At 69.8% G+C, this 11,499-nt stretch carries 13 protein-coding genes; 6 read left to right on the forward strand and 7 right to left on the reverse strand.

The features are described from left to right. Nucleotides 1-128: 128 nt before the first annotated feature. The gene (locus VIB55_RS07155) at nt 129-1,313 is read right to left on the reverse strand and encodes a PAS domain-containing sensor histidine kinase (RefSeq protein WP_331875985.1); all 1,185 of its coding nucleotides are present in this window, start codon (nt 1,311-1,313) and stop codon (nt 129-131) included. Nucleotides 1,314-1,475: 162 nt separating this feature from the next. Between VIB55_RS07155 and VIB55_RS07160 the strand changes: the two genes are divergently transcribed. Beyond that, nucleotides 1,476-2,159, forward strand: coding sequence for a metal-dependent transcriptional regulator (locus VIB55_RS07160; RefSeq protein ID WP_331875986.1), 684 nt, complete (start codon nt 1,476-1,478; stop codon nt 2,157-2,159). 58 nt (nt 2,160-2,217) lie between these two features. Further along, nucleotides 2,218-2,532 (forward strand): hypothetical protein, encoded by a 315-nt coding sequence (locus tag VIB55_RS07165; RefSeq protein WP_331875987.1) that lies wholly within the window; start codon nt 2,218-2,220, stop codon nt 2,530-2,532. Between the two features lie 142 nt (nt 2,533-2,674). On the opposite strand, the gene VIB55_RS07170 is transcribed toward VIB55_RS07165, so the two are convergent. The 5 genes from VIB55_RS07170 to VIB55_RS07190 form a co-directional block, all read right to left on the reverse strand. Then, nucleotides 2,675-2,923: a hypothetical protein gene (locus tag VIB55_RS07170; RefSeq protein ID WP_331025468.1), complete on the reverse strand. Its 249-nt coding sequence runs from the start codon at nt 2,921-2,923 to the stop codon at nt 2,675-2,677. Beyond that, on the reverse strand, nt 2,896-3,510 hold the full coding sequence (locus VIB55_RS07175) for a hypothetical protein (RefSeq protein ID WP_331875988.1): 615 nt from the start codon (nt 3,508-3,510) through the stop codon (nt 2,896-2,898). Before VIB55_RS07175 ends, VIB55_RS07170 begins: the two co-directional genes overlap by 28 nt. Nucleotides 3,511-3,738: 228 nt before the next feature. Then, nucleotides 3,739-4,179: a GatB/YqeY domain-containing protein gene (locus tag VIB55_RS07180; protein ID WP_331875989.1), complete on the reverse strand. Its 441-nt coding sequence runs from the start codon at nt 4,177-4,179 to the stop codon at nt 3,739-3,741. Between the two features lie 100 nt (nt 4,180-4,279). Further along, nucleotides 4,280-4,981 carry a hypothetical protein gene (locus VIB55_RS07185; RefSeq protein WP_331875990.1) on the reverse strand — a complete coding sequence of 234 codons (702 nt, stop codon included), beginning with the start codon at nt 4,979-4,981 and terminating at the stop codon, nt 4,280-4,282. Further along, nucleotides 4,981-5,850: a hypothetical protein gene (locus VIB55_RS07190; RefSeq protein WP_331875991.1), complete on the reverse strand. Its 870-nt coding sequence runs from the start codon at nt 5,848-5,850 to the stop codon at nt 4,981-4,983. The genes VIB55_RS07185 and VIB55_RS07190 overlap by 1 nt, the downstream gene beginning before the upstream one ends. A gap of 232 nt (nt 5,851-6,082) precedes the next feature. Here VIB55_RS07190 and VIB55_RS07195 point away from each other — a divergent pair, with 232 nt between their 5' ends. The 4 genes from VIB55_RS07195 to VIB55_RS07210 all read left to right on the forward strand — a co-directional run bounded on the left by VIB55_RS07195 (nt 6,083) and on the right by VIB55_RS07210 (nt 10,959). Continuing rightward, a complete protein-coding gene (locus VIB55_RS07195; protein ID WP_331875992.1) occupies nt 6,083-7,039 on the forward strand; it encodes an ABC transporter ATP-binding protein in 957 nt (318 codons plus the stop codon). Then, on the forward strand, nt 7,032-8,303 hold the full coding sequence (locus VIB55_RS07200) for an ABC transporter permease (protein WP_331875993.1): 1,272 nt from the start codon (nt 7,032-7,034) through the stop codon (nt 8,301-8,303). The genes VIB55_RS07195 and VIB55_RS07200 overlap by 8 nt, the downstream gene beginning before the upstream one ends. Before the next feature lie 340 nt (nt 8,304-8,643). After that, nucleotides 8,644-10,155 (forward strand): S8 family peptidase, encoded by a 1,512-nt coding sequence (locus VIB55_RS07205; protein WP_331875994.1) that lies wholly within the window; start codon nt 8,644-8,646, stop codon nt 10,153-10,155. Between the two features lie 276 nt (nt 10,156-10,431). Beyond that, nucleotides 10,432-10,959, forward strand: coding sequence for a hypothetical protein (locus tag VIB55_RS07210; RefSeq protein ID WP_331875995.1), 528 nt, complete (start codon nt 10,432-10,434; stop codon nt 10,957-10,959). 82 nt (nt 10,960-11,041) lie between these two features. On the opposite strand, the gene VIB55_RS07215 is transcribed toward VIB55_RS07210, so the two are convergent. Then, nucleotides 11,042-11,499, reverse strand: a 458-nt coding sequence (locus VIB55_RS07215; RefSeq protein WP_331875996.1) for a hypothetical protein, incomplete at its 5' end; no start/stop codon positions are given.

The following is an 11,499-nucleotide window of genomic DNA, read 5'->3' on the forward strand; positions in this document are numbered from 1 at the left end:
TCGCGGTATTCCAGGACGTTCAGGGCGTGCGGATTCATTCGGCTGCGGGTCGTACGGCTCGGGCGCGCGGAACCGTCAAAGATAACGCGCCGGAGCCATTGGCCGTAGTAGCCCGCGGCCGAATGCCTCTACCGAAGAATAGCCGAAGAAGGCGAGGAGGAAAAGCCGGTCGATGGGGCCATCGGCGGGACGGCGGCGGGAAGCTCCAGGCGGAAGGTGCTTCCCCGCCCCGCGGTGGAGGACACGTGCAGCGAGCCGCCCTGCATCTCGGCCAGGCGCCGGGCCAGGGGCAGCCCCAGCCCCGTGCCCACGCCGGGGTCGCCCAGCTGCACGAAGTCGTCGAAGATGCGCTCCAGGTCGGCGGGGGGAATGCCCTCGCCCTGGTCAGCCACCTCGACGAAGACGCCGCCCTCGCAGCGCCCCCCGCGTACCGTTACGGGATGGCCGTGGCCGAACTTGACGGCGTTGGAAAGCAGGTTCAGCAGGATCTGCCGCACGCGGCGCGCATCGCCGGTCACCGGCAGGGGCCGCTCGTCGAACGACACCGACAGCTCGCACCCGTGCTCCAGCGCGAGCGGCCGGACGACGGAGACGGCGCCCTCCACCACCGCGGCGGCCTCCATGTCCTCCACGCGCGTTTCCAGCTTGCCGGCCTCGAGCTTGGCCAGGTCCAGCAGGTCGTTGATCAGGTCCAGCAGGTGGCGGGCGGCGTGCTGCGAGCGGTCCACCGCCTCGCGCTGCCCGTCTGACAGGGGATCGTAGACGCCGGAGAGGAGAAGGTCGTTGTACAGCATCACCGCGCTGACCGGAGTGCGCAGCTCGTGGCTGATCATGGCGTAGAAGCGGTCGCGCGCCGTGATGGCCTGCTCGCGCTCGCGCTCGGCGTGCACGCGGCGGGTGATGTCGATCCCTACGCCCAACACCGCGGGGCGGCCGTCCAGCTCGGTGCGCCTGCCGTGCACCTCCAGGTACAGCAGCGACCCGTCGTGGCGCCGGCCGCGGAAGCGGTAGTGCATGGCCTCGACCTCGCCGCCCAGGCGGCGGCGGATGTTCTCGGCCACCAGGCCGCGGTCTTCCTCCGCCACCAGGTCCAGGAACGGGCGCGGGGTGTCCAGCCAGCCGGGGGGAAGGCCAAAGATGGCCGCCAGGCGCGGGTTTCCGTAGCGGAGAAGTCCGTCCTGGATCACGTACAGGCCCACGAGCGACTGCTCCACCATCACGCGGAACAGGTCATCCGCGCCGGCCAGGGCGGCGGCGGGGCCGGGCGGGGCGCCGGAAAGGGGGTCGTACGGGAGGTCCGGAGAGGTGGGCATGGGGGCGCGGCGGCGGGGGGCGGCGCGGTGGGGGCCTGCCAATGTTGCGGTCCGCGCCAGCACGGCGCAAGAGATTGGCGAGGCAGGGCCGTGCGGCCCGGGACGCACGGCGCGGCCCTCGCCGTTCTTGACACCGGCGCGCGCCGCCGTAACCTACGGGCCATGCACAGCGAACCCACCTACACGCCGGTCGTCGAGGACTACCTCAAGGCCGTCTGGATGCTGCAGCAGGTGGAGTCGCCGGTCTCCACCTCGCGCATCGCGGAGCGGCTGGGGCTGACGGCGGCGGCGGTGACGGCCATGGTCAAGCGGCTGGCCGAGCACCAGCTGCTTCGCCACGAGCCGTACTACGGGGTGCGGCTGACGGCGGCGGGCGAGATGGCGGCGCTCCGGATCATCCGCCGCCATCGCGTGCTGGAGCTGTTCCTGGTGGAAAAGCTGGGCTACGAGTGGGACCGGGTGCACGACGAGGCCGAGCGGCTGGAGCACGCGGCCAGCGACGAGCTGATCGAGCGGCTGGCGCGGCTGCTGGGCGAGCCCGAGCGCGATCCGCACGGCGCGGCCATCCCCAGCGCCACGGGCGAGGTGGACCTGAACCCCTACGCCGCGCTGGGCGACCTGGCACCTGGCGACACGCGCCGCGTGCTGGAGGTGCAGGTGCAGGAGCCCGAGCAGCTGCGCTACCTGGGCTCGCTTAACCTGAAGCCCGGCGCGCAGGTGCAGGTGGTGGAGAAGTCGCCGTTCGAGGGGCCCGTGTCGCTTTCCGTCAACGGTGAGCGGGCGGTGATCTCGCACTCGCTGGCCCAGCGCATCCGCGTGCGCCCGGCCGAGGAGCAGCCCAACTAGGCAGCGAACTGGCCGGGCTTTTGCTCACTCCCGCCGCGAACCCTTACCCGTGACGGCGATGAGACTGCTGAGAATTCTGCTGGGGCTGGCGGCGGTGGGCGTGGTGGTGGCCGCGTTCCGCGACTCGCGTAGGCAGCGCTGGCTGCGCCCCGCCACCTCCGGCTTCGAAGGTGACGACGACGATCGCCTGCCGACGGCGCTGGAGACGGAGGAGCCCGTGCTGGGCTACGACGGGATGGACCGCGACACCCTGGTCGACTGGCTGAGCGAGGCCGAACTGGACCGGGCCACGCTGCTGCGGATCCACGCCTACGAGTCGGCCAACATGGCGCGCGGCTCCGTCCTCGACACGGTCGACGACTTGCTGGGCTGAGCCGGGCTACTTCCCGAAAAAAGAACGTTTCACGCAGAGGACGCCGAGGGTGAAAGAGAGGACGCAGAGGAACGACGGTTCGTTTCTCTGCGTCCTCTCGGTTTTCTCTGCGTCCTCTGCGTGAAACTGCTGTCCGCTCTCGTTAACTTGCTGCCCGGCGCCGCACCTTCGGTTCCGGCAGCGAAATGACTTCGAGTTCTTCGGCGGGCACTTCGAAATCCTTGGGCAGATCAGTTTCCTGCGTAGCCCGGATCCTCACGATTTGCCGCCCGCCGATGCCCAGGTAGCCGCGGTCCTCGATCACCTCGGCTTCGGTCGTCGTCGTCGGCCAGTGCACGAGCACGCGGGTGCCGACGGGGAGCGTCAGCGGCTTTGTCTTCTTCCTTCCCATTCTTCCTCCTGCCATGGAGACGTACCGGTCAGGTCCGTCAAATGTGCGTGCACTGCCCGGTCGAAGTCCACTGCCAGGCGATTGCAAGCAGCTCTCCAGGCCCGCACCTGGGCCAAGCGCACTCGGTCCTGCCCATACAGGTCGCGGTGCGTGAAGTCCTGATGGGCAATCGCATTGCGCCACACGTTCAACTCCGACAACGTGCGCTGGCGCTCCTTGTTCCGAGCGTCCAGCGCCGCGACTGCATCCCAGAACGGCATTCCGAGGCGCCCGTAGTCGGAGCCGATGTTGCCCGGATTGGGGTTCCCTGAGTCCAGCTTTCTCCCCTCGAGGAACCGACTCCGCATGATGAATCCGAAGGTCGCTGCAACTGCGCATCCGATCAAGTGCTCAACGCACTCGGTGTGCAGGTCGCGGCAGAAGCGCTGGAACTGCGACGCGAGCAGGACGGCGTAAGCCTGGTTGATCTGCTGCGTCGCCGTGCGCCGCCCCCGGCCCGCGCCGCCCACCGCCCGGTGGGCAGACTCGATCTCATCCAGCGCTCGCCGGCTGTCGGCGTGCCATACCTGGAGTGCGCGGGACGGCATTGCCGGGCCGAACGAGAGGGTGGATGGATGCGAAGGCGCGAACGAAGCTTACAAGTGGACAGAGTGACACGCAAGTGCGGCGTGTCACCCGTCCGCTGCCCCTCGTCTTCCCCAAAGAAAGTTTCACGCAGAAGACGCCGGGGTGAAAGAGAGGACGCAGAGGAACGACGTTTCGTTTCTCTGCGTCCTCTCGGTTTTCTCTGCGTCCTCTGCGTGAAACTGCTGTTCTCAGGCCAGCGCCTCGCGCGCCATGCGGTTGAGCTCCTTGCCTTCGAAGCGACCCTTCACCCGCGGGCTGACGGCCTTCATGATGCCGCCCAGGTCCGTCGCGCCCGCGTCCATCGCCTCGCGGATCATGGCGCGCACCTCGTCGTCGCCCAGTGCGGGGGGAAGGTACGCCTGCAGCTGCGCGGCTTCCTGGTCTTCCTTCTCCGCCAGCTCGGCCCGGCCGCCGGCGCGGAACTGCTCGGCGGCTTCGCGGCGGCGCTTGATGGCGGTGGTCAGCAGGCCGCGCACGTCGTCGTCCGCCGCCTCCCTGCCCTGGTCGATCTCCTTGTTGCGGATCTCGGAGAGGAAGGTGGACAGCACCGTGGTGCGCAGCTTGTCGCGGTCGCGGCGCGCCTGGTTGAGGTCGGTACGGAGCTGTTCCTTCAGCGGCGTCTCCGGCATGGTGTTCCCCGGCGGGTTCGTGGTCGGTCCTGCATCGCGAGCGGGTGAATGTACCCGGCCGCACGCCCGGGCTCAACCGCGTCAGCCGGGGACACGTCCGTCACGGGGCGATTCGCACCCGCCAGCGGAGGTGTGCCTGGACATCCACGTACACGTTCCCACCGGCGGAAGCGCGAAGCGACTTGGTGGACCGCACCACCACGTCCATCTCCGAAGCCGTATCGACGGGCACCAGCGAAGCAGGGATTACGATGCTGCGCGGCAGCGGCGACGTGGCCGCGATGTCCGAGCTCTTCTGGCCGCGCAGCAGGCTCACCGACCATCGCTCCTCGATCGGTTCGGCGGCTGCTGCCGTCAGCGCCCCCGGCTCCACGGGCAGAACGACGTCCTGCCCCGCACCCACCGTCAGCGTTTCCGGGCCGCGGCGCGCTGCGCTCTGAAACAGGAACTCCTGAGGCGCCAGCGGCTGCCCGGCCGGCCTGGGAAGCGTCACGGTTCTGGGTTGCGCCAGGGTTGCGGGCGAAAACAGGAGCGTGTCGGAATAGCTCCGAAAACCAAAGGGGTTCATCGCGGGCGCGATGGCCCGTTCCCCGATCCTCAGCGTCTCGTCGGTAAACTCCGCGCCACGAACGTGGGAAACGAAGCCGCTGACGGAGAGGGTGTCGGGAGCGGTCCCCGGGCCGGGGTTCAGGCTTTGCAGGAGCAGGACGAAGTAGGCCTCCCCGCCCGGCCCCACCGGGTCGAACTCCATGCACCCGGACGCCAGGACGAGGGCCACCGCCGCCGCCCACCGGCGCCGCATCAGTTGCCCGTCAGGAAACGGGCTTCCATCTCCCACGGCTGCGTCAGCACGGGCGCTCGCAGCAGCGCGGCCGCCCCGACCACGCCCAGGCTGCCGAGGTCCACGTCCATCCACCGGCTCACCCTGCGCAGGGCCGGCACACGGCTGGAAACAGCCTCCTGCACCGGCCGTCCGAGGGCCAGGAACACCTGGTCGATCTGCGCCACGTGAACCCGTTCGTGTGTAAACGTGCCGAGGGACCGGGTGGTGTCGAACTCGTCGCTCGTGTCCAGTACCACGGTGCCGGGATACGTCACCCCTCCCACGTCGTGCCCCGCCACGCGCAGCCGGTGCTCCGGGGCGCGGAACACCATCACGCCCGCGGAGAGGCTGTTGGCCGGGTCCCACTCCAGCTCCGGCCGGGTGGCGGCGTACGCCGTGGCCGCCACCGCGAGCACATCCACGCGGGCCTGCAGGCGGGGCCCCTCACCCGAGGTCCGCAGGTAGAAGCGGACCGGGCCCAGGGGAAGGGCCACCTGCTCGAACGACGGGCGTCCCGCGCCGGCGTTCCAGACCACCGACGAGCCGACGGACGCCACCTGGCGGCCCACGAGCCCAGCTCCCCCCCACCGCGCCGAGGCGATGCGCTTTCCCGCGTACACCCCCGCCCCGCCCGCGGCGCCGCGGGTGAACCCGTCGCGGAACGAGCCGCCGCGCGCCGCCTGTACCAGCCCCGCCGACACCCCGCCGAACAGGGCGTTCGCCGAGAGCACCGCGAAATCCCCCGTCCACCGGGGATACTCGGGGGCGGGTTGGGCGCGCGCGAGTGCCGGAACGAGGAGAACCGGCAGCACGCACCGGAGCGCCTGGAGCGCGGCGTGGAGGCTCATCGGGATCCGTGTGGGGGGAGGAACGCTGGCGACCGGGGAACGTATGGTGGCCGCCCCGGCGCGGCAACGCCACGTGCGCCGGACGTCTTGTCGGGCCGGCGGGGCGTGGTTACCGTTCCGTCTCCGCCGGTTACCCCGTCGTGAAACCTCCCTGCGCCGGGCCTCGTAGAGCGGCGCGCGCAACCACGCCGTTCCTCCCCGGACGGCTCGTTCCTCCCTTTCTCCAGACCGTATGTCACACGCACTCCTCCTGGACGGCGTTTCCAAGAGCTACGCCGGCCATGCCGCGGTCAAGAACCTGAGCCTGGCGGTGCCGCAGGGCACCATCTACGGCATCCTGGGCCCCAACGGTGCCGGCAAGTCCACCACGCTGCGGATGGTGATGAACATCATCATCCGCGATTCCGGGCGCATTGCACTGCTGGGCGCCGATCCCCAGGTGGACCGCGGCGTCCTGTGCCGCGTGGGCTACCTCCCCGAGGAGCGCGGCCTATACCGGAAGATGTCGGTGATCGACGTGATCACCTTCTTTGCCGAGCTCAAGGGCGTTCCCGCGGCCCGGGCCAGGTCCGAGGGCGCGCGGTGGCTGGAGCGGATGGGGCTGGGCGACTGGCGCAACGCCAGGGTCGAGACGCTGTCGAAGGGGATGCAGCAGAAGGTGCAGTTCGTCACGACCGTGGTGCACGCGCCCGACCTGCTGATTTTGGACGAGCCGCACTCCGGGCTGGACCCCGTGAACCAGGAGGTGCTGCGCGACACCATTCTGCAGGCGCGCGACGAGGGGCGCACGGTGATCTTCAGCACGCACAACATGGAACAGGCCGAGCAGATGTGCGAGCACGTCTGCATCATCGCGGGAGGCGAAAAGGTGCTGGACGGCAACCTTCGCGACGTGCGCCGCGCCCATCGCGGAAACCGCTACGCCGTGGCGTTCGACGAGCCGTCGGACACCGCGGACCGCTTCATGGCCACCTGGCCGGGGTTCGAGAACGTGGAGCGCACGCGCGACGGCTGGGTGGCCCAGCTTCGCCCGTCTACGAGCCCCCGCGAGCTGGTGGCGGCCGCCAACGGGCTCGACGTGCCGCTCTCTCGCTTCGAGCACGTGCAGCCGTCGCTTCACGAGATCTTCGTCAGCAAGGTGGGCGACGCCGCCCGTCCGCGCCGCAGCCCCGAGGTGGCCCATGCGTAACGTGATGATCATCATCCGCCGCGAGTTCAAGGAGCGCGTGCGGACCCGGTCGTTCCTGGTGGGAACCGTGCTGTTCCCCGTGTTCATGGTGGCGATGGTCTTTCTTCCCGCGCTGATCAAGAGCGGCGGAGGCGAGCGCACGCTGGTGCTGGTGGACCAGTCGCCCGCGGGAATCGGCGAGCGTGTGGCGGCCGCCCTGCAGGCGCCCAAGCCCGGCAAGGAGGCCATCCGCTACACCGTGGAGCGCGTTCCCGGGCCCATCGACGCGCAGCGCGCCTCGCTGAACGGGCGCGTGGAGAAGAAGGAGATCGACGGCTACGTGGTCATCGGGGCGGACGTGCTGAAGACGAGCCAGGTGGCCTATCGCGCCCGCGACGTCACCAAGCTGCAGGTGGTGCAGGACATCGAGGGCGCCGTCACCGCGGCGGTGCAGCAGGTGCGCCTGGCCGGCAGCGGGATGACGCCCGCGCAGGTGGCGGAGCTGGTGCGCGACGTGGACGTGCAGGCCGCGCGCATCACCGGCGACGGGCAGGAGCGCGGCAACCTGATGGCCACGCTGATCGCCAGCTACGTGATCCTGTTCCTGTTCGTGCAGCTGATCACGCTGTACGGCCAGAACGCCATGCGCAGCGTGCTGGAGGAAAAGAACAACCGCATCGTGGAGGTGATCGTCAGCTCCGTGAAGCCCATGCACCTGATGGCGGGCAAGGTGCTGGGGCTGGGCTCGGTGGTCCTCTTCCAGATCGGCATCTGGGTGGCGTTCGGGGCGCTGCTGGCGTCGCAGGCGGGGTTCCTGGAGCGCCGCTTCGGCATCAGTGCCGCGGCGTTCTCGGCGGTGAAGATGGAGCCCTCGGTGATGGCCATCCTGCTGGTGTTCTTCACCTTCGGGTTCATCCTGTACGCGGCGATGTACGCGGCGGCCGGCGCATCCGTCACCAGTGAGCAGGAGGCGCAGCAGCTCACCTTTCCCCTGATGCTGCCGCTGTTCATCCCCATGGTGTTCATCGTCCCGGTGATGACGGACCCGCTGGGCACCACCGCGCGCACCCTGTCGCTGATCCCGTTCACCTCGCCGGTGGTGATGCCCATGCGCGCCGTGGCGACGGACGTTCCCGCGTGGGAGATCGCGGCGGCCATCGCCCTGCTGGTGGCGGGAATGCTGGGCGTGGTGTGGATCGCGGGAAAGATCTACCGCGTCGGCATCCTGAGCACCGGCAAGAAGCCCTCGATGGGCGAGCTGATCCGCTGGCTGCGGATGGCCTGACCCTGGCCGATCCCGGCCGAAGCGCATGGCCCGGCGGAGCACTCGCTCCGCCGGGCTTTTTTCATCGACGCCCGTCACCTCGTGTCTTCAGCGAACACCCCGCAACGGCGCCCTCAAAGTGCACGACGGTCGCTCCGAAGGACCCCTTGCGTTCGTGCGACCGCGGTTTTAGGATGATTGCACATTTCAAGACGTAATGTGACGCAGTAGCTCGCGAGCCGGCAGGGCAGTACCGGACAACGAGGATGCGGCCGGCCGGCCGCATCCGCCCGCCCCCGTGTGCAACTCCGGGACGGGGCGGGAGCGTACGTCACCCGGAGTGCACGGGAGGATGCGAGACATGCTCATCCGCGGCAGGCACTTCGTTGCAGCCATGCTGTTCACCGCCGGGCTGGCCGCGTGCGCGGACGTGCCCAGCGCGCCCGACACGCCAGCGGCGGCACCCATCGCGCCGCACGAGTCGCGGTCCCCGCGGACGGGGGATGCAATCCCCGGCCGCTACATCGTGGTCTTCGAGAACGACGTCACCGACGCACCCGGGCTGGCGCGGCAACTGGCCGACGCGCACGGCGCGACGGTACACTACACGTATCAGCACGTGATCAAGGGCTTTGCGGCCACGCTCCCCGACGCGGCGGCCGACGCGCTTCGCCGCAACCCGCGGGTGGCGTACGTGGAGCCGGACCGGGTGGTCACCGTGGCGCAGGCGGGCAGCTGGGGGCTGGACCGGGTGGACCAGCGCGACCGTCCCCTGAACGGCACCTACACGTACGCGGCCACCGGGTCGGGGGTGCGGGTGTACGTCGTGGATACGGGTGTCCAGACCGCCCATGGTGACTTCGGCGGGCGCGCGTCGGTGGGGTACGACGCCCTGGGCGGCACCGGGCAGGATTGCCACGGCCACGGCACGCACGTGGCGGGTACGGTGGGCTCCACCACGTACGGCGTGGCCAAGTCGGCCACCCTGATCGGCGTGCGCGTGCTGAACTGCAACGGCACGGGTGCGTGGAGCGGCATCATCGCCGGTCTGGACTGGGTGCGGCTGAACCACGTGAAGCCCGCCGTGGTCAACATGTCGCTCGGCGGCTGGTCCGACCAGTCGGTGGACGATGCCGTGAACAACCTGATCGCGGCAGGGGTCACCACCGTGGTGTCCGCCGGCAACGACGCGAACGACGCCTGCTACTACTCGCCCGCCCGCGTAAGTGCGGCCGTCACGGTGGGCGCCAGCAACTCGCTGGACCACCAGGCGTGGTTCAGCAACTGGGGCAGCTGCGTAGACCTGTTCGCGCCGGGCGACGGGATCACGTCCACCTGGCTGTCGGGGGGCACCAACACCATCAGCGGCACGTCGATGGCGGCGCCGCACGTGACGGGCGCGGCCGCGCTGTACCTGCAGGGGAACCCGCTGGCGGCTCCCGCCACCGTTCGCAACGCGCTGGTGGGGCACGCGTCGCAGGGCCGGCTCTCGGGGGTGAACCCGGGCACGTCCAACCTGCTCCTGTACACGCGCCTGGACGATGCCTCCACCCCGCCCCCGCCGCCTCCGCCCTCGCCGCCGGTGGTGAGCGTGAGCGGGCCCACGTACCTGGCGCCGACGACCACCCAGTCCGTCACGTTCAACGCGCAGGCGACGGGCGGGACCAAGCCGTATTCGTACCAGTGGCAGTACCGGCCGGAGTACTCGGGCACGTGGACCAACGTGGGCACCAACAGCGCCTCGTACACCCGCAGCGTGGCGCCCCGCAGCTCCTCGTTCTATGTGCGCGTGATCGTCACCGGCGGCGGCTCCGCTACGAGCAGCGAGCACTACGTGTACGTGGAAATGATGTGCGGCGAGTACATCTGCTGACGAGTCGCGATCAGTGAAGCGGAGCGGTGGCTGCGGGTGACGTGACTCGCTGATTCGCCGCATCCCGAACGGACGCGGCCCGGAGAACCACTCGGTTCTCCGGGCCTCAGCGTTGGCAAGCCCTGCAACGAGTGGTGGGGGAATCGGAAACAGGTGTGGGCGTTTGTCCGGTTCGGACGTTATCGTTCTCGTCGGGCTCGCCGGGACGCGACCGCGGACGTCCGGCTGACCGCGGCGGGCGAGTCGCTCCAGGATCCACACACGCGAAGGATGCATATGAAGCTACTTGGTCGGCTGTACGCGGTGCCCCTGGCGGCACTCGCGGCCGCGGGACCGCTGCAGGCACAGCAGCCAGCCGGGCCCGGAATCCAGATCGCCGTCTCGCGCACGGCCAGCCTGCCCGATGGCGGATGGAAGTGGGCGGAGGCGGTGCGCACGCAGGGCCTTCGCGTGAGCGTGCCCGTGCGGGGCTCCGTGGTGGCCTGGGCGGGAGCAGCGCAGGCAAAGAACGATATGATTGGCTGCCCGCTCGTCGAGGACGCGCCCTGCACGCACTTCGGCAACCTGTGGATGCTCTCGGGCGGCGCGGAGTACCGCTTCCGCGCTGGATCTGCCGTGGTGCCGTTCGCCGGCGCGGGTGCCAACCTGGAGTACTGGACGGGCGGAGGACGCACCTGGATGCCGCACGTGCATGCCGGCGTGGACCTGTTCGCCACCCGCAACCTGGGCCTGCGCCTGCAGGCGGAGTCGGAGTGGCAGTTTCCGGCGCGCATCGGGGCGGGCCTCGTGATCGCGCTGCCCTGACGACGCACGTCAGGGGGGCGTGGGACCTGAAGAAACCGGCGGAGAGCCCCTGGCCCTCCGCCGGTTCTCTTTCGCTCTGCCACTACCGGAGCTTCCGCACAGCGGGGGCGCCACTCCGCGGTCCCGCCCACCGCATCGCCCCGAAGCGCTCGCCAGTCCCCTCGTTCGGTATCCGGGCGTTGGGAGTCAGGTAGGCCATTACGTCAGGGCCCGCGTTCGACACCTGTGGAAGCGCGAGGAGCTTGTCGACGGCGGGCCACAGCGGCGCCGCGGTACCGTCGGCGGGTACCAGCACGTAGTAAGCATCCCACCCGCCGCCGATTACGCGGCCTTTGACGTAGTCCAGGGCGGATTGCCGCTCTTCTCCGCTCGCCCAAGGGTGAAAGTTTACGAGCACGACGTCCGGCGGGTACGGCCCGGACACCCGCGGCCCCATGATCGCCCGCGTCAGGGCGTAGAGGTTCGCCACGGAATCGTCTGGGATCAGAAACCCGGAGGGCGCCTGCCCGGGCACCTTTGGCTCGCTGGGTGTGGCCGTGA

Source organism: Longimicrobium sp. (assembly GCF_036554565.1).
Taxonomy (GTDB): Bacteria; Gemmatimonadota; Gemmatimonadetes; order Longimicrobiales; family Longimicrobiaceae; genus Longimicrobium.

Bases quoted from the DNA above. Each gene is read 5' to 3' on its own strand.
- VIB55_RS07155 (WP_331875985.1), bottom strand. From the start codon at position 1,313: ATGCCCACCTCTCCGGACCTCCCGTACGACCCCCTTTCCGGCGCCCCG.
- VIB55_RS07195 (WP_331875992.1), top strand. From the start codon at position 6,083: ATGTCACACGCACTCCTCCTGGACGGCGTTTCCAAGAGCTACGCCGGC.
- VIB55_RS07185 (WP_331875990.1), bottom strand. From the start codon at position 4,981: ATGCGGCGCCGGTGGGCGGCGGCGGTGGCCCTCGTCCTGGCGTCCGGG.
- VIB55_RS07165 (WP_331875987.1), top strand. From the start codon at position 2,218: ATGAGACTGCTGAGAATTCTGCTGGGGCTGGCGGCGGTGGGCGTGGTG.
- VIB55_RS07170 (WP_331025468.1), bottom strand. From the start codon at position 2,923: ATGGGAAGGAAGAAGACAAAGCCGCTGACGCTCCCCGTCGGCACCCGC.
- VIB55_RS07190 (WP_331875991.1), bottom strand. From the start codon at position 5,850: ATGAGCCTCCACGCCGCGCTCCAGGCGCTCCGGTGCGTGCTGCCGGTT.
- VIB55_RS07205 (WP_331875994.1), top strand. From the start codon at position 8,644: ATGCTCATCCGCGGCAGGCACTTCGTTGCAGCCATGCTGTTCACCGCC.
- VIB55_RS07160 (WP_331875986.1), top strand. From the start codon at position 1,476: ATGCACAGCGAACCCACCTACACGCCGGTCGTCGAGGACTACCTCAAG.
- VIB55_RS07200 (WP_331875993.1), top strand. From the start codon at position 7,032: ATGCGTAACGTGATGATCATCATCCGCCGCGAGTTCAAGGAGCGCGTG.
- VIB55_RS07175 (WP_331875988.1), bottom strand. From the start codon at position 3,510: ATGCCGTCCCGCGCACTCCAGGTATGGCACGCCGACAGCCGGCGAGCG.
- VIB55_RS07180 (WP_331875989.1), bottom strand. From the start codon at position 4,179: ATGCCGGAGACGCCGCTGAAGGAACAGCTCCGTACCGACCTCAACCAG.
- VIB55_RS07210 (WP_331875995.1), top strand. From the start codon at position 10,432: ATGAAGCTACTTGGTCGGCTGTACGCGGTGCCCCTGGCGGCACTCGCG.